This is a genomic window from Aminobacter carboxidus, from assembly GCF_014863355.1.
GTDB classification, from domain to species: domain Bacteria; phylum Pseudomonadota; class Alphaproteobacteria; order Rhizobiales; family Rhizobiaceae; genus Aminobacter; species Aminobacter carboxidus.
Map to the genome: position 1 here is coordinate 444,746 of NZ_JACZEP010000002.1, position 21,941 is coordinate 466,686.

17 protein-coding genes are annotated in these 21,941 nt (G+C 64.0%); 12 read left to right on the forward strand and 5 right to left on the reverse strand.

All coding sequences use genetic code 11. The features are described 5' to 3' along the window. The 5 genes from IHE39_RS09830 (at position 1) to IHE39_RS09850 (ending at position 6,358) form a co-directional block, all read left to right on the forward strand. Positions 1-990: a glycosyltransferase family 2 protein gene (locus tag IHE39_RS09830; protein WP_192566340.1), complete on the forward strand. Its 990-nt coding sequence runs from the start codon at positions 1-3 to the stop codon at positions 988-990. Continuing rightward, a complete protein-coding gene (locus tag IHE39_RS09835; protein WP_434781294.1) occupies positions 987-1,910 on the forward strand; it encodes a glycosyltransferase family 2 protein in 924 nt (307 codons plus the stop codon). The genes IHE39_RS09830 and IHE39_RS09835 overlap by 4 nt, the downstream gene beginning before the upstream one ends. Beyond that, a complete protein-coding gene (locus IHE39_RS09840) occupies positions 1,900-2,850 on the forward strand; it encodes a glycosyltransferase family 2 protein (RefSeq protein WP_192566341.1) in 951 nt (316 codons plus the stop codon). Before IHE39_RS09835 ends, IHE39_RS09840 begins: the two co-directional genes overlap by 11 nt. Positions 2,851-2,914: 64 nt before the next feature. After that, positions 2,915-3,808, forward strand: a complete 894-nt coding sequence (locus tag IHE39_RS09845) for a UTP--glucose-1-phosphate uridylyltransferase (RefSeq protein WP_184768596.1) — start codon at positions 2,915-2,917, stop codon at positions 3,806-3,808. Positions 3,809-3,979: 171 nt separating this feature from the next. Continuing rightward, entirely contained in the window at positions 3,980-6,358 is a 2,379-nt protein-coding gene (locus tag IHE39_RS09850; RefSeq protein WP_192566342.1) for a polysaccharide biosynthesis tyrosine autokinase, read from the forward strand. Positions 6,359-6,361: 3 nt separating this feature from the next. On the opposite strand, the gene IHE39_RS09855 is transcribed toward IHE39_RS09850, so the two are convergent. Further along, a complete protein-coding gene (locus tag IHE39_RS09855; RefSeq protein ID WP_434781301.1) occupies positions 6,362-7,129 on the reverse strand; it encodes a metallophosphoesterase family protein in 768 nt (255 codons plus the stop codon). A 150-nt stretch (positions 7,130-7,279) separates the two neighbouring features. Further along, the gene (locus IHE39_RS09860; protein WP_192566343.1) at positions 7,280-8,614 is read right to left on the reverse strand and encodes a sensor histidine kinase; all 1,335 of its coding nucleotides are present in this window, start codon (positions 8,612-8,614) and stop codon (positions 7,280-7,282) included. A gap of 212 nt (positions 8,615-8,826) precedes the next feature. Here IHE39_RS09860 and IHE39_RS09865 point away from each other — a divergent pair, with 212 nt between their 5' ends. Next, on the forward strand, positions 8,827-10,809 hold the full coding sequence (locus IHE39_RS09865; RefSeq protein WP_192566344.1) for an acyltransferase family protein: 1,983 nt from the start codon (positions 8,827-8,829) through the stop codon (positions 10,807-10,809). A 28-nt stretch (positions 10,810-10,837) separates the two neighbouring features. On the opposite strand, the gene IHE39_RS09870 is transcribed toward IHE39_RS09865, so the two are convergent. Further along, positions 10,838-12,103: an AGE family epimerase/isomerase gene (locus IHE39_RS09870; protein WP_192566345.1), complete on the reverse strand. Its 1,266-nt coding sequence runs from the start codon at positions 12,101-12,103 to the stop codon at positions 10,838-10,840. A gap of 221 nt (positions 12,104-12,324) precedes the next feature. On the opposite strand from IHE39_RS09870, the gene IHE39_RS09875 reads away from it, so the two are divergent. Both IHE39_RS09875 and IHE39_RS09880 read left to right on the forward strand, forming a co-directional pair. Next, positions 12,325-13,419, forward strand: coding sequence for a fatty acid desaturase (locus IHE39_RS09875; protein WP_184768150.1), 1,095 nt, complete (start codon positions 12,325-12,327; stop codon positions 13,417-13,419). Positions 13,420-13,543: 124 nt separating this feature from the next. Next, complete coding sequence (locus IHE39_RS09880) at positions 13,544-13,795, forward strand: hypothetical protein (RefSeq protein ID WP_192566346.1); 252 nt, start codon at positions 13,544-13,546, stop codon at positions 13,793-13,795. A 5-nt stretch (positions 13,796-13,800) separates the two neighbouring features. Here IHE39_RS09880 and IHE39_RS09885 read toward each other — a convergent pair whose 3' ends face one another. Together IHE39_RS09885 and IHE39_RS09890 are read right to left on the reverse strand one after the other, a co-directional pair. Beyond that, positions 13,801-14,817 carry an Lnb N-terminal periplasmic domain-containing protein gene (locus tag IHE39_RS09885; RefSeq protein WP_192566347.1) on the reverse strand — a complete coding sequence of 339 codons (1,017 nt, stop codon included), beginning with the start codon at positions 14,815-14,817 and terminating at the stop codon, positions 13,801-13,803. A gap of 93 nt (positions 14,818-14,910) precedes the next feature. Next, entirely contained in the window at positions 14,911-17,013 is a 2,103-nt protein-coding gene (locus IHE39_RS09890) for a bifunctional rhamnulose-1-phosphate aldolase/short-chain dehydrogenase (protein WP_184768147.1), read from the reverse strand. Between the two features lie 233 nt (positions 17,014-17,246). On the opposite strand from IHE39_RS09890, the gene IHE39_RS09895 reads away from it, so the two are divergent. From IHE39_RS09895 to IHE39_RS09910, 4 genes are read left to right on the forward strand one after another with little or no spacing between them, the layout of a single operon-like run. After that, positions 17,247-18,023, forward strand: a complete 777-nt coding sequence (locus IHE39_RS09895; RefSeq protein ID WP_184768146.1) for a DeoR/GlpR family DNA-binding transcription regulator — start codon at positions 17,247-17,249, stop codon at positions 18,021-18,023. Further along, positions 18,020-19,429 carry an FGGY-family carbohydrate kinase gene (locus tag IHE39_RS09900; RefSeq protein ID WP_192566348.1) on the forward strand — a complete coding sequence of 470 codons (1,410 nt, stop codon included), beginning with the start codon at positions 18,020-18,022 and terminating at the stop codon, positions 19,427-19,429. The genes IHE39_RS09895 and IHE39_RS09900 overlap by 4 nt, the downstream gene beginning before the upstream one ends. Next, positions 19,426-20,940: a sugar ABC transporter ATP-binding protein gene (locus IHE39_RS09905; RefSeq protein WP_192566349.1), complete on the forward strand. Its 1,515-nt coding sequence runs from the start codon at positions 19,426-19,428 to the stop codon at positions 20,938-20,940. The genes IHE39_RS09900 and IHE39_RS09905 overlap by 4 nt, the downstream gene beginning before the upstream one ends. Next, entirely contained in the window at positions 20,937-21,938 is a 1,002-nt protein-coding gene (locus IHE39_RS09910) for an ABC transporter permease (protein ID WP_184768143.1), read from the forward strand. The genes IHE39_RS09905 and IHE39_RS09910 overlap by 4 nt, the downstream gene beginning before the upstream one ends. Positions 21,939-21,941: the final 3 nt, after the last annotated feature.

The window sequence follows — 21,941 nt, forward strand, 5'->3', positions numbered from 1 at the left end:
ATGACCGAGACCAACTCCAGCATCATCGTCATTCCGTGCCTCAATGAGGAGCGCCATATCGGCGGTCTTCTGGCCCAGCTTCGGCCGGCAGCACAGCGGGTCGGGGCTCGTATCATTGTCGCCGACGGCGGCAGCCGCGATGGCACGCGCGCCATCGTTGCCCGCGTTGCGGCAGTCGACGACAACGTCGTGCTGATCGACAATCCCGCGCGTATCCAAAGTGCTGCCGTCAACCTCGCGGTCGAGCTTTGCGGCGACGGCACCGATTACCTCATCCGCATCGACGCCCATGGCGGCTATCCTGACGACTATTGCGATCAGCTGATCGAAGAGGCGAAGGAAACCGGGGCTGACTCGGTCGCGGTGTCGATGCTGACCGAAGGCAACGGCACCGTCCAGCAGGCGGCGGCGGCGGCGCAGAATTCGAAGCTGGGAACCGGGGGCTCCAAGCACAGGCATGGTTCGCAAGGCGAATGGGTCGACCACGGCCATCACGCCCTGATCCGCATTGCCGCGTTCCGCGACGTTGGAGGTTACGACGAAAGCTTCAGTCACAACGAGGACGCCGAGCTCGACCATCGCCTGCGCGAGGCCGGCTATCGCATCTGGATGAGCGGGCGTACGCGGATGACCTATTTCCCGCGCGCTTCACTTGGTGGCCTGTTCCGCCAGTATCTCGGCTATGGCAGGGGCCGGGCAAAGAACGTGCTGAAGCATCGCGTCATCCCCAAGCTTAGGCAGATCGCGCCGCTGATGGTGGCGCCGGCGGCGTGTCTTGCCCTGCTGTCTTTCGTGCACTGGATCTTCGCAATGCCGTTCCTCGCCTGGGCGGCGATCTGCCTTGGTTATGGCATTACCCTTGCCTGGCGCGCCGGCAATCCCGGGCTGGCGCTGGCGGGTGTCTCTGCCATGGTCATGCATTTTGCCTGGTCGCTCGGCTTCTGGTTGCAGTTGCTGAACGGCCAGCCAGGTCGGCGAGCCGCCGCATGATGCCAAGCATCGACATCTGCGTCTGCACCTTCAGGCGGCGCGAACTTGCCGACACGCTGCGCTCGCTGGCGGCGATGGACCTGCCCGAGGGATATCGTATCGGCATTATCGTCGCCGACAATGACGAGGAGCCCAGCGCACGGCCATTGGTTTCGGATCTGGCACGCGAACTGTCGCTGCCGGTCCAATATGTCCATTGCCCGGCGCGCAACATCTCGCTTGCCCGCAATGCCTGCCTCGATGCCAGTTCAGCCGACTTCGTCGCCTTCATCGACGATGACGAGAAGGCGACGGGCTCGTGGCTGAAACGGCTCGTCGATACCGCGCAGGCGACCGACGCCGATGTGGTTCTCGGGCCGGTCAAGGCGCGTTATGGGGCAGGGGCGCCGGGCTGGATGCAGGTCGGCGACTTCCATTCGACCTACCCGGTGTTCGTCCAGGGCGAGATCCGCACCGGTTATACCTGCAATGCCTTGCTCAGCATGGGCGCGCCGAGCATCGCCAGACGCCGTTTCAGCCTGGAGCGCGGCCAGTCTGGCGGCGAGGACACCGAATTCTTCGATCAGGTTCACGGCGCCGGCGGCCGCATCGCCTATGCGCCCGATGCCTGGGTGGAAGAGCCAGTGCCGTCGGCCCGCGCGTCGTTCGCATGGCTTGCCAAAAGGCGATTTCGGGTCGGGCAGACGCATGGCCGTCTGCTGGCGTCAAAACGGTCCGGCGTCGGCCGGGTGGGAGAACTGGCTCGTGCCTCGGCCAAGGCCGGCTACTGCTTTACCGCAGCAGGCCTCACAGCGTTCCAGCCGGTCAGCCGCAACCGCAGCCTGCTGCGTGGCGTGATGCATTTAGGCGTGCTGAGCGGGCTGGTCGGCGCATGCGAACTGCAACTTTACGGCAGCGCGGGAGGCCAGGATGCAGCCTGACGTCAGCTTCGTCATCGCCGCCTACAACGCTGAAGCGACGCTCGGCCGCGCCATCGACAGTGCCCTGGCGCAAGCAGGCGTCACGGTCGAGGTGATTGTCGTCGACGACTGCTCGTTCGACGCAACGCTCGATCTTGCACGGTCCTATGCCGATCCGCGCGTGCATGTGGTGGCGCTTCAGGCGAATCGCGGTCCAGGCGGGGCGCGCAATGCCGGTCTCGACGCCGCACGCGGCCGCTGGGTGGCCGTGCTCGATTCCGACGACGCCGTGCTGCCCGGCCGGCTGGCGACCATGATTTCCCGCGCCGAACAGAGCTCTGCCGAGATGGCCGTCGACAACCTCGCAGTGATTCGAGAGAACGGAACGCCGCCGGAGGTGATGTATCCCGCAAGTTATCTCGAAGAACTGGCGAATCTCACGCTGGCCGACTTCATTGGCGGCAATGTCGTCTTCGAATCCACGTTCAATTTTGGTTACATGAAGCCGATCTTCCTCAGGAGCTACCTCGAAGAACATCATCTTCGCTACGACGAGGAGTTGCGCATCGGGGAAGATTACATCCTGCTCGCCAGCGCTCTTGCCAAGGGTGGGTGCTGCACCGTCGAACCCGCTGCAGGCTATGCCTATCATGTCCGCAGCGGCTCGATCTCAAGGGTCCTGGAGCGTCACCACGTCGAGGCGATGCAGCACGCCGATGCCGCCTTCGAAGCAGCCAATAGGCTCGATCCACAGGCGCGAAATGCGTTCACGCGACGCGCCCGCAGCCTCAGGCAGGCTGCCACATTCCTGTCATTGGTGGAGCACATCAAGCAGCGGTCGCCACTCAAGGCGATCAGAACCGCACTGGGGGACCCGGCGGCGGTTCGCCATTTGCGGATGCCGATAGAAGTTCGGCTGCGCCGGATTACCAGGCAGTTCGCATACCGCCCCGGCAAATGATGCGGCTGCCCGGAACGGCGAGGACCAAGACGAGGAGAGTTACATGAGCGAGAGCATTGGCACGATGAAGAAAGTCAGGAAAGCGGTGATCCCGGTGGCGGGCCTCGGCACGCGGTTCCTTCCCGCGACCAAGTCCATGCCCAAGGAGATGCTGCCCGTCGTCGACAGGCCCGTCGTCCAGTACGCCGTCGACGAGGCGCTGGAAGCCGGCATCGAGCACATCGTCTTCGTCACCGGCCGCAACAAGGCGGTCATCGAGGACTATTTCGACCTTCATCCCGAACTCGTCGGTACGCTCGAGCAGGCCGGCAAGGTCGAGCAGATCAAGTCGTTGGAAAGCCTGCTGCCGGTTCCCGGCGCCACCAGCTTCACCCGCCAGCAGGCACCGCACGGCCTCGGCCACGCCGTCTGGTGTGCCCGCGACATCATCGGCGATGAGCCATTTGCGCTGCTGCTGCCCGACATGGTGTCGTTCGGCAAGCGCGGCTGCCTGGCCGAGATCATGGAATTGCATGCCCAGTCAGGGGGCAACGTCATTGCCGTCGAGCAATGTGATCCGAGCGAAACCAACAAGTATGGCATCGTCGGCAAGGGCCCCGATGTCGGTTCGGGCTTCGAGGTCACGGCGATGGTCGAAAAGCCGGCGCCGGCCCATGCGCCGTCGAACTTCTACATCAACGGCCGCTACATCCTGCAGCCGGAGATCTTCAATCTGCTGGGCACGCAGAAGCGCGGGGCCGGCGGCGAGATCCAGCTGACCGATGCGATGGTGCGTCTGGCCGCGAGCCAGGCCTTCTTTGCCCGGCCGTTCAACGGCCGGATGTTCGATTGCGGCTCCAAGGAGGGCTTCATCCAGGCCAACGTCGCCTTCGCGCTGAAGCGGGCGGACATTCGCGACTCCGTCCTCGATGCCATCCGCGAGATGGTTGCCGAGCACGATCACGTCGCTGCGGCCTGATCGAACCGATTGCCGGTGGGGGGTAAGCGACGTCGCTTGCCCTCATTGGCGTTTCGGCAGTGCCTTGAATGACGTGCCGTTTGGGCACCGTATATGCGTAGCTGAAGTCGGCTGCGCGCCAGAACCCTTCGAGCAGCGGCGACAGCTGTTCAGGCAAGAACTGGAACGCAGATGAACTATGCCAGCTTTCCTTTCAGCAACCGCCTTCCCGCGTCTCGCGAGGACGCGCGGGAGGGTAGCGACTTCATCGATCTCGAACGCCTGCTGGCCATGGCCAAGCGTCAGGCCAAGGTGGTCGGCGTGGGCGCCGTCATAGGCCTGCTGCTCGGGCTCGTCTATCTCCAGACGACGCCGCCAAGCTTCACCGCATCGACCCGCGTGCTGATCGACGAGGGCATGAACAAGATGGTCGACGAGGTTTCGGCGACGCCTGTCAACATGCAGACCGATGCGGCGATCCTCTCCCAGATCGAGATCATCAAGTCGGCGCGGCTTGCCGCCGTTGTGGTGGATAAGCAGAAGCTCGACCAGAACCCGGGTTTCATGCAGCCGCCGCAATCGCTGCTGTCGACCCTGGTCGGCTATGCCCGCGGCTTCCTCGGGGTATTCCGTTCCGCACCCGAGATCGCCGGCGGTGCCGAGCTCACCGATGCGCAACGCAAGGCGATGGCCGAGGCGGCGCGTAAGGAGCAGGCCGTGGCCATGCTCCAGGCCAACATCATGGCCGAGCGCTCCGGCCGCAGCTATGTCATCTCGATGGCGTACCGCGCGCACGATCCAAAGCTGGCGGCTGAAATCACCAGGGCCTATGCCGATGCCTTCGTCGCCGACCAGCTCGATGCGAGTTTCGACGCCACCGAAAAAGCCGCCGTGTGGCTGCAGGGCCGGCTCGAGGAATTGCGTACCAGCTCGCAGAAGGCAGCGCTCGAGGTTGAGAAGTTCCGCGCCGAGAACGGCCTGGCGGCGGCGCGCGGCGAAACCATCGCCGAGCAGCAGCTGTCCGATCTCAACGCCCAGCTGATCCTGGCGCAGGCCGACACCGCCAAGGCGCGGGCGCGCTACGAGCAATACCGCACCATCGTCGAGAGCGGACCGGACGCGGCCGTCGGCAACTCGACCTTGTCGGCGGCGGAGGCGGGCAACCCGATGATCTCGGAGCTCAAGAAGCGCTATGCCGGCGTGTCGAAGCGTGAGCAGGAAATTTCGGCTGGCTTCGGCCCCAACCACCCGCAGGCCGTGGCCCTGCGCAAGGAAAAGACTGACCTCGCCAACCAGATATTCCGCGAGCTGAGCCAGCTGTCGGAGACCTACCGCAACGAATTCGAGGTGGCACAGTCGCGCGAGACCGCGCTGCGCAACAGCGTGTCGGAGGCGACTGGCCAGAATTCCTCCGCCAACCAGGCGCAGGTGCGGCTGCGCGAATTGCAGCAGCAGGCAACGGCACTGAGCACGCTCTACCAGACTTTCCTGTCGCGCTACGAGGAGGCCTCGCAGCAACGTTCTTTCCCGATCGCCAAGGTCAGGGTGATTTCGGAAGCGACGACGCCGCGCGGCCCGTCGAGCCCGCGAACTTCTATGGTGTTCGGCCTGGCGCTGGTGCTCGGCGTGGTTCTGGGTGCCGCCTTCGGCGCGCTCAACGAATTCAACGAGCGCTTCTTCCGCACCGCCGAGGACGTGCGCGAAAGACTTGGGGTCAAGTTCCTCGGCTATCTGCCGCTCATCGCCTCGAATGACGACAGGAAGGACGCGGCGAAGACGGCCAACATGGGCACCCCGCCGCCGTCGCGCGCCGCGGAGCTGGCGAAGCGCCGGGCAAGGATGCGCATCGCCGTCGATTCTCCGGCGTCGATGTTCGCCGAGACGCTGCGCAGCACCAAGATCGCCGGCGACATCGTGCTGCAGGACACGGCCAGCAAGGTTATCGGCGTCATCTCGATGCTGCCCGGCGAGGGCAAGTCGACGGTAGCCGCCAATCTGGCCGGGCTGATCGCCAGCAATGGTGCAAAGACGCTGCTGATCGACGCCGACCTGCGCAATCCGGGGCTCAGCCGCAGCCTCGGCATCGATGCCGAGCAAGGTCTCGTCGAGGCCGTGGTCAACGACCAGGGCTGGCAGTCGGTGGTTAAGGTCGACCGCCAGACCAAGATGGCGATCGTGCCGGCGGTAGTGCGTGGCCGCTTTTCGCACACCAGCGAACTGCTGTCTTCGGCGGGCATGCGGCGCTTCATCGACGATGCCAAGGCGACGTTCGACTACATCATCGTCGACCTGCCGCCGCTTGGCCCGGTTGTCGATGCCAAGGCCTTCGCGCCGCTGGCCGACGGTTTCGTGCTGGTCGCCGAATGGGGTGCCACGCCGCGTCCGCTGGTTCGCTCCGGGCTCGCCGCCGAGCCGCAGATCGCCAGTAAGATTCTCGGCCTCGTGCTCAACAAGGTCGACCTGAAGAAGCTGCCGCGCTACGGCGCTTATGGCGGCTCCGAGCAGTTCCTGGAACGCTATTCGAGCTACTATGTTGAAAAGAGCGAAGCCAAGGTGAAGGTCGCGACCTGAGCCTTACGAAAACAGCAGCCGGCCACCCTTGCCGGCGATCCGCACGGCCGTCAGCCGGCCGGTCTTGAAGGCGCCGGTGTCGATGTCGAGCCGGCGGCCGTCGATGCGTGGATGGTCGACCGGCGTGTGGCCGTGCACGACCCAGCGGTCGAGCCGGCGCGACGCCTCGAAGAACTCCTGCCTGATGTAGATCAGGTCGTCGTCTTTCTGCTCGAGCAGGGGAACGCCGGGGCGGATGCCGGCATGGACGAACACGAAGCGCTCGGAATAGGCCATGATCGGCAGGGCGCGTATGAAATCGATGTGGTCGCGCGGGATGGTGGCTCGTATGTGCTCGTCGAGCTTGCCGTCGCTGCCATAGAGTTCGCCGAGATGTTCGGCGTCGATGCCGTAGGAAAACAGGGTGCTGCGGGCACCGGTGGACAGCCAGCGTTCCAGCGACAGCCTGCCGTCGAGATAGTCGATCGTCTGCGCCTCGTGGTTGCCTGTCAGGCAGATGCGTTCGAAGCCGGCCGGCGGCGGCGCGATCAGATGGTCGAGCACGCGGGCCGAATCCGGGCCGCGGTCGATGTAGTCGCCAAGCATGATGATCAGCTTGCGGCCGGGCAGCGTGGCAGCGTCGGCGACGATCTTGTGTTCGAGCGACGCCAGCTCCTGGTAGCAGCCATGGACGTCGCCGACGGCATAGACGACCGTATCGGACAGGTCGAGTTCGACCCGATCGCGCCTTGCGGACTGTTTCGGCGAACGGAAATTCAGAAAGCTGACCAGTCGTTAGCCTCGCCAGAAAAATGTCGGGGGCGTCCCGACGCCGGGCACGGACCGTGCTTCAGACAGCACAATGCGCGGCAGCCGTTTCCGTTTCCTGAATGCTGCCGGCAATGTCGGTGGAAATTGCCGGCGTGCGGGTCGGCAGTGCTTTTAGGAATCTGGCGTCTTGACCAGTTCCAGCGGTGCGTCGAGCGTCCAGGTGACGCCATCCGGCTGAAAGCTCAGATGACCGACACCGTTCAGCGCCACCGGCGCGACGCGCTCGAGCACGATCCTGCCAAATCCCTTGCGTGAGGCCTTGGCAACGCTTGGGCCGTTGGTCTCCTTCCAGCTCAATCGAAAACGATCGGAGGAGGCGGTCCAGTCGACTTCGACAGTGCCCTGCTCGGACGAGAGCGCGCCATGCTTGGCCGAGTTGGTGGCAAGCTCGTGGAACGCCATGCCGAGGTTCTGCACCGCCATGGTCGACAGCATCACCGGTTCGCCTGAAATCCTGATACGACGCTCGGCGGCGAACGGTCGGATCTGATTGCTGACCAGGTCGGCCAGATCCGCGCCGCGCCAGTCGCCATCGACGAGCAGGTCCTGGGATTGCGACAGCGCCATGATGCGATTGCGGATCTGGGTGTCGAACTCGGCGATCGTCGTGGTGTGCTTGCCGGTCTCGCGGATCATCGAAAGGATGACGGCGAACTGGTTCTTCACCCGGTGGTTGACCTCACGCATGAGCATGCGGATGCGGCTCTCGCTTTCCTTCCGCTCGGTGATATCACGGGCGATCTTAGAGGCGCCGATCACCTTGCCAGCGGCGTTGCGCACTGGCGACACAGTGAGCGAGATCGCGACGTAGCTGCCGTCCTTGCGCCGTCTCAACGTATCGAAGTGGTCGACACGTTCGCCGCTTCGCACCTTGCCAAGGATGAGGTCTTCCTCTTGCTGTCGGTCATCGGGGATCAACATGCGGACGTGGTTTCCGATGGCTTCGTCGGCGCGATAGCCGAACAGCCTGACGGCGCCGGCATTCCAGCTCTGGATGACGCCAAACAAATCCTTGCTGATGATGGCGTCGTCGGAGGATTCGACGATCGAGGCGAGGCGTTGGGTCTGTATCTCGGCCTGCTTTTGCGTCGAGATGTCGACCAGCAGATTGATGGCCCCCGTGATGTTGCCGGCATCGTCGCGCGTCGGTGCCGGAAAGGCGAGGAACGGCACGAGCGTACCATCCGGCCGCTCGGCGATGGCTTCGGCATTTCGAATGGCGCGGCCTTGTTTCAGTGCCAATGCCATCGAGCAGTCGCCGTGGGCGAGGGGATCGCCCTCCGCTGTCCTCAGCCGCCAGGATCCGCACCACTCGTCCCTGCCGATTTCGGGCCGATGACCCCAAAGCTCGACAGCCGCTTCATTGAAATATGTGATCAGGCCGTTGGCATCGGTCGTATAGACCGCGGCCGGCAGCCCGCCGAGCAAATTCTCGCGATTGGTCATGTGGCCCGCCGCCTGGTTCCGTAGGGCATTAACGGTGAATGCCGGGATGAGTTCCGTAGCTGCTCAAGTCTGGGTCCACCAAGCTCTTTTGTGGGTTGTCGAGGCGAGCGAGCAGCGGCCTTCATGTTGCGTTGCAACATAGTTTGAGTTGTTTCGGCGGACAGCGTCGCCGATCCTCCCGGCATGTCCAGCACTTTCATCGCAGCAAAGACATGACGGCAGCCGCTTCGTCGTTTCGCCCCGACATCGAGGGCTTGCGCGCCATTGCTGTGGGCGGCGTGATCGCCTTTCATTTCGGCATGTCCGATCTGCCGGGCGGCTTCATCGGCGTCGACATCTTCTTCGTCATCTCGGGCTATCTGATCACCCGGCACCTGATGCAGGAGATCGGTCGCAGTGGGACTGTCGATCTGTGGCGCTTCTACGGACGCCGGGCGCGACGGCTTTTGCCGGCGTCGCTACTGGTGATCGCGGCGACGCTTGTCGCTGGCTACTTCATCCTGGCGCCATCCGAGCAGCAGCTCTATGCCAAGGGCGCGCTGTTTGCCTCGAGCTACGTCATCAATCTGTGGCTGCTGCGCTGGTCGTTCGACTATTTCGCCGCCGATACGGCCAGCAACCCGTTCCTGCATTTCTGGTCGCTTTCGGTCGAGGAGCAGTTCTACCTGTTGTGGCCGGCGTTCCTGCTGCTGGCCATGCGGTTGCGGCCGGGCCCAAGGGGCATTGCGCTCATCCTCGGCCTGGTTGCTGCAGTGTCGTTCGCAGTCAGTGCCTGGGTGACGTCGGTGGCGCAGCCCTGGGCCTTTTACTTCTCGCCGCTGCGGGCCTGGGAGTTCGCCGTCGGCGGGCTCGTTTCGCTTGGTCTGGCCGAGCGCTGGGCGTCGGGCTTTCGTTTCTCGCCCGCGATGGGCTGGACCGGCATCGCATTGATCGCCACCGCCTATCTGAGCGTGTCGGAAACCGATCCCTTTCCCGGTTTCATCGCGCTGTTGCCGGTTGCGGGCACGGCGATGCTGCTGCTTTCAGGTGCCCGCCAAAGTGCCATGGGGCCGGCTCGTTTGCTGTCGCTGCCGCCGTTCCAATGGACGGGCAAGCTGTCTTATTCGCTGTATCTGTGGCATTGGCCTGTCATCGTCTATGCGACGATCCTGTGGCCCGATCTTACGCTTACAGGCCGGATGGCGTGTCTGCTGGTGACGGTTGGCCTGTCTTATCTCAGCTATCGTTTCGTCGAGGACCCGGTGCGGCTGAGCGGCTGGCTTTCGGCGGTTTCGCTGCGCTCGCTCGGGCTTGCGGCATTGCTGACGTCGCTTGGCGTGGCGTTGTCGTATGGCGCCTCCCAGCTTGCGGCACACAGCGTCGATCCGGACCAGAAGCGGATTGCCGAAAGCGCGGCGCGCTCGTCGTCGGCGCGCCAGATCGACACCGGTTGTGTCGCAAGCCTGGAGCAGACCACACCGCGCAGCTGTAGCCTCGGTGCAGCGCAGTCGCGCAAGACGATCGTGCTGTTTGGCGATTCACATGCCGATCACTGGTCGACGCCGCTGGCGAAGATCGCCGAGGCGAACAACTGGCGCGTGGTGACCTATCTGAAATCATCCTGCTCGGTGGCGGCGGTGCCGACATGGAACGTGCGCCTGATGCGGGCCTATTCCGAATGCGATGCATGGCGGCAGATGGCGATGAAGGAAATCGCCGATCTGAAACCCGATGCCGTGATCGTTGCGCAGTTTTCCTACAGCTATGTCGAAAATGACGTCAATGGCGACCTCGATCACCTGGTCACGCGCGACGTCTGGGCCGATGGCCTGAGGAGGTCACTGTCAGCTCTGAGCGAGACAAGCGGCGAGGTCGTGCTGCTGCGGGACGTTCCGGTGCACAAGTCATATCTCGACCGCTGTGTGGCGCGCTCGTTGTGGCAGGGCAGGAGCAGCAGTGTCTGCGATACGCCGCGACAGGAGGCCATCGACGAGCGGGTGTCGAAGACCGAACAGGCGGCGACTTCAGGCCTGCGTGGCGTGAGATATGTCGATCTGACCGAGCTGTTCTGCAACGAAACGACATGCCCCGCGATGATCGACGGCAAGCTGACCTTTCGTGACCGCCACCACATCGCCACACCCTATGCGGCGACGCTGGCTGGCTCGATGCAGCGCGCGATCTTCGGCAACCAGGTGGCGGCGCGTTGGCCGTGAGCGCCGTCGACCAAGGCGCGGGCGATCGCTAGAGCCGGATGCCTGTCGTGCTGAGGCCGCGCGTGATGCTGCCTGACGTCGGCAGAAGCGGGATCAGGCAGGCCTGGAGCGCGTGATAGATGTCGGGCTTGCCATAGAACGGGCCGGCATTGGGCTTGAGATCGTTGTCGAGCTGGGCGTGCCAGCCGCCATTGGTGCGGTCGATGAAGCGGGTCGCGCAGAAGCTCCAGATGCGCCGATACCATTGTTCATAGACATCGTCGCCGCCGATGGCGTTGAGCACGGAAGCCGCTCCGATCGCCTCGCAGCACGGCCACCAATAGCGATCCTTGATGCGGGCCGTCCCGTCCCATTCAAGCGTGTAGTAGAAGCCGCCCTTGGCGACATCCCAGCCGTCAGCCGTGGCTTGGCCAAACAGGTTCCTGGCGGCATCCGGCAACCAGGCGAGTTTGCGTCCGCCAAGTTCCCACAGCTGCAGCAAAAGCCGCGCCCATTCCAGCGAGTGGCCGGGCGTGGTTCCATAGGGGCGGAACATCGGGTCGCCGGAATAGTCGCGATCGAGCTTCCATTGCGATGTGAAGTGCTCGGGCAGACGCCAGCCTTCGGCGGCCGAGTGGCGGCGGATGATCAGGTCGGCGATGCGTTCGGCCATGGTGAGGTAGGTGTTGTCGCCTGTCGCTTCGAAGGCGGCCATCAGCGCCTCGGTCAGGTGCATGTTGGAGTTCTGGCCGCGATAGCTGTCGAGCGGCTGCCAGTCGCGGCTGAATTCCTCCGTCACCGCGCCGTGGTCTTCTTCCCAGAATTTTTCCGACAGGACCGTCGAGATGTCGGTCAGCAGCCTGTCGGCATCGGGGTGGCCAGCGACCTTAGCGCTGGAGGCGGCAAGCAGAACGAAGGCGTGGCCATAGGCCTGCTTGGTGTCATTGGTCGTGCCGTCATAACCGACGCCCCAGAAATAGCCGCCATTGGCGACGTCGCGGTGGCCGTTCCACAGGAAATCCATGCCGTGGTCGACGAGCACGTCGGCACCGGGCCGGCCGAGCAGGTGGGCGATCGAGAAACAATGCACCATGCGGGTGGTAACGTGGATCTGGCGACCGGCGAATTTGCCGGGGACAGCACCTGGCGCAAGCGGCTGGCCGCGGTCGTCGAGGTCATGGAAGCCGCCGAGCGGATTGAGGCTCTGGCGCTCGAAGAAGGAAAACAGTGCGTCCGCCTGCTGCAGCAGCCACAGGCGATGGCTTGGCAGGGTGGTCCATTTGGCCGAGCCGGCTGCAATTTCCAGTGAAGCCATGAAGTTCCCCTGCGGCTGATTGACTGCCTTGACCCTAATGCGCGACCTAAGACGTAATGGCGTGCGCACTCAACAGGAAAACGCCATGATTTGCGTCCAGCGGTACATAGAGGCTGGATACAGCTAATATGCCACGGTTGTACCACTAGCCATGGCGCGCGCCGCGCATTATGGACAAATGGCGCGCTTGACCGAGTTGGCAGCGAGATTTCGGGGACTAAATGACGAAATTGATGTCGTCCAAGGCGGACGACCTGCCGACAGGGTCTGCCCAGGCTGCAGATCATGCGGCCGAAAAGGCACTCGTTCGCCGGCTTGCATCACATTGCAATCGCTTTCGCGACCCAGACGACCGCCGCGCGGCGTTCGAACTGGCGGTGACGCTGGTGCCGTTCCTGGCGATGGGGGCGGCACTTGTCTGGCTCGCCGCCTATGCCGGACCGGTGCTCGGCGGCTGGCGCTGGCTGCTTATGGTGGCGCTCGCGCCGGTCTGCGCCGCGTTCCTGGTGCGGCTGTTTGCCATCCAGCACGATTGCGGTCACGGCTCCTTCACCAGCTCGCGCGAAGCGAACCGGATGATCGGACGCGTGCTGAGCGTCTTCACCTTCACGCCCTACACGCTGTGGCAGAAGGCACATGCCGTGCATCACGGCGGCTCGGGCAATCTCGACAAGCGCGGCATCGGCGACATCGATACGCGCACGGTGGCCGAATATGAGGCGATGACCACCAGCCAGCGGCTGATGTACCGCATCTATCGCAATCCGATCATCCTGATCGTCATCGGCGTGCCGATCTACTTCCTGATCATGCACCGCCTGCCCTACAACGACGCCATTCCGCGCGTCGAAGCCTGGCGCAGTGCCGGCGGCCTCAACGTGGCGCTGGTGCTCGTCTATGGCGGGTTGGTCCTTTTGGCGGGCTGGGCGGTGATGCTCGCGGTGCTGCCGGTCGTTGTCATGGGCGCCTGGGCCGGTGGCTGGCTGTTCTACGTCCAGCACCAGTTCGAAGAGACGCGCTGGGATGCCGGCGACGCCTGGGACCTGCATGTCGCGGCGTTTGGTGGCAGCTCGTGGTACGCCTTGCCCGCTGTAGCCCAGTGGATCACCGGGTCGATCGGCCTGCACCACATCCACCATCTGTGCAGCCGCGTGCCGTTCTACCGACTGCAGGCCTGTTTCGACAGCAATGCCGAGCTTCGCGATGCCAGCCAGACCGTCAAGCTGACGTTCTGGAGGAGTGTCGGCTGCATCAATCTCGCGCTGTGGTGCGAGGATCGCCGGCGCCTGGTGACGTTCGCCGAAGCGCGGGTATAACCACGCTATTTCCGTCTGGGCGATAGCCTGGCGCCAGAGCGCCAAGGCTTCGTCGTGCGCCTCGGCAAATGTCCTTCTTCCGGTTCAGCGTCAGAAGCGCTGTGGCCGCCGTGTCGATGACCGTATGTTCGGCGCTCTCGTCCCGGGCCTTGCCGAACCAGACGGCGCGCCAGTATTCGAAGCTGGTCAGGCCGGTCGGCAGCTCGGCTTTCGGGCGCCGGCGCGAAGGGATGACAAGTTCACCCGCCTTGCCGCCATTGAGCGTAAACATCACACCGCAGGCTACAATCTGCTGGACGAAAAGGTGGTGACGTCGGAGCACAACGCTGTGATGGAAGGCTGCCGTTTCTGGCTCAGCATGACGTCCAACTTCTAGGCGGGCTATTCGGCCGGAAGCGGCGAGGGCATGCCGTCGCGGATGATTTGCGGGAAATCAGGCGTCAGTCCTGATGCCAACGCGCGCGTGGCGATGTGGGCACGCGCGCGCAGTTCCTGCAGCGAAAGGCGGCTGTCGAGCGCGCCGCGGTCATAGGCGTATTCCGGCAGGTAGCCGTTGACGATCAGGCGCCAGTCGAAGGGTGTGACGTCGCCGACGGCGCGCATCATCCTGAAGATGACGGTGGTGCAGTTGGTGGTGATCGAATTGTAGAAGCGCGGCGTCTTGGCCAGCGCGTTGGCATCAGTGACATAACCGAGCAGCAGCGCCTGGGCGTGGCTCGGCGGCACGTTCAGCCGGTAGAGCTGGACGTCCTCGCCGCGGATGTTCGAGCGGACGCCGACGACGTCGCGCTCGTCGGCGGCGACGATGACCAGCGGGTTGGCCTTGAACAGGTCGGCGAGCGGCGAGAACTGGCCGCCGTTCTGCCGGCGCACCTCGACCGACCAGGCGATTTGGTCGCCGCCTTCGAAGCCGAAACTCATGATGACATGGGCCATGTTGGGCCCAGCCCAGTAGGACATGAACAGATCGAGCGTCTCGAGCTTGCTCAGGTCGTAGCTGCGTGTCGTCCAGCGCTCGGTAAAGTCGGTGTTGCTGCGCCACTCGAAGTCGCGGACATTGGTCAGGGTCAGTGTGTCGCCGTCGCGCACCCCGGTGACCTGGCGTGCCACATCGGGGGCAAAGTCGGCGTGCTCCGGCGGCTTGATGGTGTTCCACCACACGATGACCACGGCGAAGGCTATGACGAACAGCGCCAGCGTGTGAAGGCGCCAGGGGCTAAACAGCGCTATGGCGGTGGCAATGCCGAGCAGCGCTAACAGGCCGGCGGCAAGGCCCCTGCCGAGCTCGGGCGCAGGCAGGCGATACCACAGCGCCAGCGTCGCCCAGGCGGCCGCAAGCGCAATGGCGACGACAAGGACGATGGCCGAAACGATCAAGCCCACGCTGCGCAATGCCATCTCCGGACGGGTTTCATATCCGGAGATTGCAGATCAGCCGCGCGGCGACAAGGGCGGAACGGCAAATATTAGGGCGTGCATCCTAGGTGCCGTTCAGCGGGTAAAGCTCTGGGCGTTGCCGGCGTCGACATTGATGATGTTGCCGGTCGACTTGGCCGACATGTCGGAAGCGAGGAAGTAGACCGCCTCGGCGATGTCTTCTGGAAACACCGAGCGCTTTAGCATGGAGCGCTTGCGGTAGTGCTCCTCGAGGTCGTCGGGCTGCATCGCATAGGCTGCCGCACGCTGCTCGCGCCATTCGCCGGTCCAGATCTTCGAACCGCGCAGCACCGCGTCGGGATTGACCGTGTTGACCCGGATCTGATGCTCCGCGCCTTCGAGCGCCAGGCAGCGCGCGAGATGGATTTCGGCTGCCTTGGCCGTGCAGTAGGCGGCAGCGTTGGGCGAAGCTGCCAGCCCGTTCTTCGAAGCGATGAAGACGATGTTGCCGCCGATCTGCTGCTGCTTGAATGTCCGGAACGCCTCGCGCGAGACCAGGAAGTAGCCCTTGGCGAGGATGTCCATGTTGCGGTTCCACATCGACAGTTCGGTGTCCTCGATCGGCGCCGATGACGAGATGCCGGCGTTCGAAACCAGGATGTCGACGCCGCCGAACTCGACGGCGCTGTCGGCATAGGCCGAGGCGACCCTGGCCTCGTCGGTGACGTCAAGCTGGACCGGCCGCACGAAATCCCGGCCGAAAACCTTGCCCAGTTCTTCGTTTGCAGCAGCGAGTGCAGTCTCGTCGATGTCGGCGATCATCACGCAGGCGCCTTCGCGCAAGAGGCGAACTGCGGTTGCCTTGCCGATGCCGCCAGCGCCGCCGGTGACGAAGGCGACCTGGCCGGCCAGCGATTTAGGCTTGGGCATGCGCTGCAGCTTGGCTTCCTCGAGCAGCCAGTACTCGATGTCGAAGGCTTCCTGTTCGGGCAGGCCGACATAGGTCGAAACCGAAGACGCGCCGCGCATGACGTTGATGGCGTTGACGTAGAACTCGCCCGAGATGCGTGCGGTTGCCTTGTCGGCGGCGAAAGTGAACATGCCGACGCCCGGCATGAGGTAAACCACGGCGTTGGCGTCGCGCACGGCGGGCGAATCCGCATGCTTGCAGCGATCGTAATAGGCCTGGTATCCGGCGCGATAGTCGTCCAGCGCCTTGGGCAGGGTCGCGACCACGGCATCGACGTCGGGCCTCGCCGGATCGAAATCGATCACCAGGGGCCTGATCTTGGTGCGCAGGAAATGGTCGGGGCAAGAGGTGCCGAGCGCTGCGAGATCGCGCAATTGCCGCGAATTGACGAATTCGAGCACGGCGGCGGAATCGTCGAAATGACCGAGCTTGCGCACGCCCTGCTGCGAGATCATGCCGCGGATGCGCGGCATCAGCCGCGATGCGATTGCCCGGCGTTCGGCAGCCGGCAGTGACTGCGCGGCGGCGCCGCCAAAGGCCGGCTTGCCCTTCGTCTCACTCTCGAACCAGCCGATCGCCTTGTTGATGGTGTCGATGGTGGTCGTATAGCACTCCTCGGGCGTGTCGCCCCAGGTGAACAGGCCGTGGCTTTCGAGCACCACGCCCTTGGCCGCGGGGTTTTCCAGGCAGAACTTCTCGAGCCATAGGCCAAGCTCAAAGCCCGGCCGCTTCCACGGCAGCCAGCCGATCGCATCGCCGAAGATCCTGGCGGTCAGCGCCTTTGAATCCTTTGCCGCCGCAATTGCGATGATCGCGTCGGGATGCATGTGGTCGACGTAAGCCCTTGGAACATAGGCATGAAGAGGGGTGTCGATCGATGCTGCGCGTGGGTTGAGGTTGAAGGTGCAGTGCGTGAGATAGCTGACCATCTCGTCCTCATGCGCGAGGCCGCGATAGAGTCCCTTCAATATACGCAGCTTGTCCATGTAGAGGGTGGCAAACCCATCGAGCTTGATCGACGCGCTGTCGCCGCCCGATCCCTTGACCCACAGCACCTCGACTTCGGCACCCGTCAGCGGGTCTTTCTGCTTGATCTTGGACGAGGTGTTGCCGCCGCCATAGTTGGTGACGCGCTTGTCCGAGCCCAGGATGTTGGAGCGATAGACCAGGCGCTCCGGCTCGCTCATGGGCGCCGCCGTCGCGTCGTCCCACAGATTTGCAAGCCGCGTGGAGTTGGTGTCGGGCATGTCGGGTCCTCCCGGCGCGAGATCGTGCGCCGCTCTCGTTTGGCCGTAAAATCAGGCCAAGGCATGCGGTTTGTCAATCGCAAAAAGATCGAACTCAATCATTGTGCGACGCATCATGATCTAGTTGCAGCGCGGTATGAGCAATTTTCATCACAATTCGCTTGCGCATCAAATCGATTTGCGTAAGTTAGCTCATGGCACAGCCTTTTCGCGAAGCCATGGGAGGTGTTTTCGTGAACGACCTGGTCCGCCAGCGGCAGATCATCGAGCTTTTGCGTGACCGGCCCTTTGCGTCGGTGCGCGATCTGCAGGAGCATCTCGGCGTTTCCGCAGCCACCGTGCGGCGCGACATCGATAAGATCGATGAGGCGGGCGGCGCCCGCAAGGTCTATGGCGGCATCTCCGCTCTCGATGGCGCAGCGCAGGGCACGGCATTTGCCCGGCCCTATGACGAAAACCGCGACCTTGCCGTCGAGCCCAAGCGCCTGATCGCCGAACTGGCCGCGACAATGGTCGGAGACGGTGATGCGGTGATCGTCAACGGCGGCTCGACCTGCTTCCATCTGGGCGTCAAGCTGGCCGACCGCAACGTGCGGCTGTTCACCAACTCGATGCCCTTGGCCGGTTATCTCGGCGAGCACGGCAAGTGCAGCCTGACGCTCGCCGGCGGCGAATTGCACCGCGAGCCCCGGGTCATCTACTCGCCGTCGCAGCCGATCAATTTCTACGCCTCCAAGTTTTTCCTCGGCGCGCAGGGGATCAGCCCTGACGGCCTGCTTGAATCGCACCCGCTGATGGTGCGCTCGATCCAGGAGCTGAGCCACAACGCCGACCAGATCGTCGTTTTGGCCGACAGCCGCAAGTTTTCGATCCACGCCCGCAACGTCGCCTTGCCGCTGACGCGGCTGGCCATGGTCATTACCGATGATGGTCTGTCCGACCAGCACGCCAAGATGCTCGAAAGCGCGGGCATCGCGCTGCGCATCGCTTCCAACGGGGGCGGGACATGAGCGGCGCGCTGGCGGTCTTCGATCTCGGCAAGACGAACTCCAAGCTGTTCGTGTTCTCGCCTGACGGCACATTGCTCGACGAGCGCCGCACCAAGCCGGTATGGCACGATTTTCACGGCCGAAGCGTGCTCGACGACGAGCGTCTTTTCGGCTGGATGAACTACGAGCTGGCCGAGGTCGCAGCAGCCCATGACGTGACGCGCCTGATGGTCTCGGCGCATGGCTGCGCCTTTGCGCTCGTGCGTGGCAACGAGCTGCTGCATCCGATCCTCGATTATGAGCAGGAAGTGCCCGACGCGGTGGCCGGCGCGATCGACCCGATCCTGCCTGACTTCTCCGAAACCTATACGCCCTGGCTGCCGCTGGGTTTCTCGATCGCCCGTCACATCTACTGGCTGGAGACCGAAGAACCCGAGGCGTTTGCCGCCACCGAAGCGATCCTGTGCTATCCACAATATTGGGTCTGGCGTTTCAGCGGCCGCAAGCTTGCCGAATGGTCCTATCTCGGCGCCCACAGCCAGCTTTGGGCGCCGTTACAGCGCGACTTCAGCTCGCTGGTCGAACGGCTCGGCTGGCGCGACCGTTTCCCGGCCATAGCGCCGGCGGGTGCCGTGGTTGGCGAGGCCCGCGTCACCATGGCCGATGGCAGCACGCGCGGCATTGCCGTCCACAACGGCGTGCACGATTCCAATGCAGCACTGGCCTATTACCGGATGACCGGGCTGAGCGACTTCACGCTGGTTTCCACGGGCACCTGGGTCATCATCATCAATCTCGATTGCCCGCTCGGCGCGCTCGACCAGGAGCGGGACATGATCGCCAATGTCACTGTCAACGGCGAGCCGGCGCCGTCGCTGCGCTTCATGGGCGGTCGCGAATACGATCTCATCAGCGACAACTGGAACAAGCCGATCTCGCAGGCAGCGGTCGAGCGGGTGATGGAGCGCGGTGTCTTTGCCATGCCTTCATGGGCGGCCGGCGGACCTTTCCCCGAGACGAGGGGACATATCGTTGGTGGTGACGTTGCCGGCGAGGAGCGGGCAGCGGTCGCCGCCCTCTACGTCGCGATGATGACCGACCTGTCGCTCGACCTGATCAAGTCGGAAAATCTCCTCGTCGTCGATGGCGGCCTGGCGAAGATCGACCTTTTCACCGCAATGCTGGCGCAGCTGCGTCCGAGCCAGACGGTGGTGCGCTCGATGATGAGCGAGGGCTCGGCGACGGGCGCCGCCGCGCTGGCCTTCAAGGCGCTTGGTTTGACACCATTCAAGGACGAGACTGTTGCGGTCATCGCAGGCCGCATTCCCGGTCTCGAGGCTTACCGTAGCAGCTGGCGCGAACTGGCCGACGCCGCGCGGGCCGCTGCCAGAGCTGTGAAGCCTGATGCGAGAGAGGCGAGCCGATGAGCAGTCCTGTCGCCTATGTCAGCCTGACCGGCATGTCCAAGTCCTTCGGCGGCGTGAAGGTGCTTAAGGAGGTGAGCTTCGACGTCCGCCCGGGCGAGGTGCATGCGCTGCTGGGCGAGAACGGTGCCGGCAAGTCGACGCTGATCAAGATGATGTCGGGTCTCTATACGCCTGACGCCGGCACCATCGTGGTCGACGGCAAGGAGCTGAAGTTTTCCTCGACGCGCGACGCGGGTGCTGCCGGCATTGCCACTGTCTACCAGGAACTGCTGTTGTTTCCCGAGCTGTCGGTGGCCGAGAACGTCTTCCTTGGTAATTATCCGCGTACCAGCGCCGGTATCATTGACTGGGCCGAGGTGCGGCGGCGTACACGCGATCTGCTCGACCAGCTCGACACCTATGACCTCGACGTCGATACCAAGGTGCTGAGCCTGTCGGTCGCCCAGCGCCAGCGCGTCGAGATTGCCAAGGCGCTGAGCAAGAACGCCCGTATCCTGATCATGGACGAGCCGACGGCGTCGCTGGTCGAGTCCGACGTTCAGCGGCTCATGGCAGTGGTCCGGCAGTTGCGCGAGCGCGGCGTCGGCATCGTTTATGTCAGCCATCGTATGCCCGAGATCTTCGCGTTGGCCGACCGCGTGACGGTGCTGCGCGACGGCGCTCATGTCGCGACCAGGGACATCGGCGAGGTCGATGAGAACCAGCTCGTCTCGATGATGGTCGGCCGGTCGATCGAGAGTCTGTTTCCGAAGGCGGACGCCAGTATCGGCGAGACCGTGCTTAAGGTGACGAACCTCAATCATGGCCGCCACGTGCGTGACATTTCCTTCGAACTCAAACGCGGCGAGATCCTCGGCATTGCCGGCCTCGTGGGCAGCGGCCGCACCGAACTGGCGCTGACCCTGTTCGGCATGACGCCGGCTACTTCCGGCGAGATCGCCATGGAAGGCAAGGTGGTTCGTATCGGATCGCCGCGTCAGGCGCGCGATCTCGGCATTGCCTATGTGCCAGAGGATCGCGGCCAGCAGGGCTTGGTCAAGGCCATGGCGATCCGCAAGAACGTGTCGATGGCGACCATAGAGCGGCTGTCGTCGGGCATCTTCATCAAGGCTGGCGAGGAGGCGCAGCGCGCGCTCGACGCGGTCAAGCGGCTCAGCATCCGCTGCCGCAACATCGGCCAGCCGGTCGGCGAACTCTCAGGCGGCAATCAGCAGAAGGTGGTCATAGCCAAGTGGCTGGAGACCAAGCCGAAGGTGCTGATCCTCGACGAGCCGACGCGCGGCGTCGATGTCGGCGCCAAGGCCGAGATCCATACGATCATGGGTGAGCTGGTGAAGCAGGGCGTGGCCATCATCATGATTTCGAGCGAACTGCCGGAGGTTCTCGGCATGAGTGACCGCGTGCTGGTGATCAGCGGCGGCTGCATCACCGGCGAAATCGCCCGCGCCGAAGCCACGCCCGAACGCGTCGGCGCCGCCATGACCGCGCATCGCACCGGAGAGGCCGCATGATGACGACGACAGTCGAAGCGACCGCCCGTTCGCGCGCAGCACCGCAGCGCCCGGGCTTCTTCAAGCGGCTATTCGCCGAATACGGCCAGGAAATCGTCGTGCTGGCCGCCATCGTCGTCCTGTTTGCCGTGGTGACGATGGTCAATCCGCGCTTCATCAGCGCCAACAATTTGACCACCATCTTTTCCGGCAACGCCTACATCGCAGTCGCTGCGATCGGCATGGCGATGGTCATTGTCACCGGCAACATCGACGTTTCGGTCGGCGCGCTGATCGGCGTGCTGGCGACCATCTCGGGTTCGCTTGCGGTCGCCGGCTATCCGATCTGGTTTGCCTGGCTGGCGCCGGTGCTGGTCGGTATGGCGGTCAACGCCATCATCGGCATCCTGGTCGCCTATGCCAGGATACCATCCATCGTCGTGACGCTCGGCGCGCTGTCGATCCTGCGCGGCGGCCTGATCAGCGTCACAGGCGGGACCTGGATCACCGACTTGCCGCCTGATTACCTGATCGCCCAGAAGCAGATCCTCGGATTGCCGGTGCCGCTGGTGTTCATGGTCGTGCTGACGCTGCTTGCGGCGTTCTGGATGCGCTACACCGCCTTCGGCCGCTCGCTCTATGCCGTCGGCGGCAATGCCGAGGCCGCGCTTGCGACCGGCATTCCGATCGCCCGCCGCACCGTCGCCGTCTTCGTCATCCACGGCGCCTTTGCCGGCCTGGCCACCATCCTGTTTGCCACCCAGTTGCAGGTCATCCAGTCGACGGTGCCGCCCAATCTCGAACTCACCGTCATTACCGCGGCCGTCATCGGAGGCGTTTCGATCCTCGGCGGCTCGGGCACGGTCATCGGGTCGACGCTGGCGACCATCCTGTTCGCCACCATCGGATCGGCCCTGATCTTCGTCAACGTTTCGGCCTACTGGCTGCGCGCCGTGATCGGCCTGCTGATCCTGGCGACCGTGCTGGCCGACATGCTGCGCCGGCGCGGCAGAAGCTGAGGG

Coding starts and splice junctions, on each gene's coding strand:
- IHE39_RS09910 (WP_184768143.1), top strand. CDS start 20,937: ATGATGACGACGACAGTCGAAGCGACCGCCCGTTCGCGCGCAGCACCG.
- IHE39_RS09845 (WP_184768596.1), top strand. CDS start 2,915: ATGAAGAAAGTCAGGAAAGCGGTGATCCCGGTGGCGGGCCTCGGCACG.
- IHE39_RS09905 (WP_192566349.1), top strand. CDS start 19,426: ATGAGCAGTCCTGTCGCCTATGTCAGCCTGACCGGCATGTCCAAGTCC.
- IHE39_RS09900 (WP_192566348.1), top strand. CDS start 18,020: ATGAGCGGCGCGCTGGCGGTCTTCGATCTCGGCAAGACGAACTCCAAG.
- IHE39_RS09860 (WP_192566343.1), bottom strand. CDS start 8,614: ATGACCAATCGCGAGAATTTGCTCGGCGGGCTGCCGGCCGCGGTCTAT.
- IHE39_RS09835 (WP_434781294.1), top strand. CDS start 987: ATGATGCCAAGCATCGACATCTGCGTCTGCACCTTCAGGCGGCGCGAA.
- IHE39_RS09870 (WP_192566345.1), bottom strand. CDS start 12,103: ATGGCTTCACTGGAAATTGCAGCCGGCTCGGCCAAATGGACCACCCTG.
- IHE39_RS09840 (WP_192566341.1), top strand. CDS start 1,900: ATGCAGCCTGACGTCAGCTTCGTCATCGCCGCCTACAACGCTGAAGCG.
- IHE39_RS09880 (WP_192566346.1), top strand. CDS start 13,544: ATGTTCGGCGCTCTCGTCCCGGGCCTTGCCGAACCAGACGGCGCGCCA.
- IHE39_RS09875 (WP_184768150.1), top strand. CDS start 12,325: ATGACGAAATTGATGTCGTCCAAGGCGGACGACCTGCCGACAGGGTCT.
- IHE39_RS09885 (WP_192566347.1), bottom strand. CDS start 14,817: ATGGCATTGCGCAGCGTGGGCTTGATCGTTTCGGCCATCGTCCTTGTC.
- IHE39_RS09890 (WP_184768147.1), bottom strand. CDS start 17,013: ATGCCCGACACCAACTCCACGCGGCTTGCAAATCTGTGGGACGACGCG.
- IHE39_RS09830 (WP_192566340.1), top strand. CDS start 1: ATGACCGAGACCAACTCCAGCATCATCGTCATTCCGTGCCTCAATGAG.
- IHE39_RS09850 (WP_192566342.1), top strand. CDS start 3,980: ATGAACTATGCCAGCTTTCCTTTCAGCAACCGCCTTCCCGCGTCTCGC.
- IHE39_RS09865 (WP_192566344.1), top strand. CDS start 8,827: ATGACGGCAGCCGCTTCGTCGTTTCGCCCCGACATCGAGGGCTTGCGC.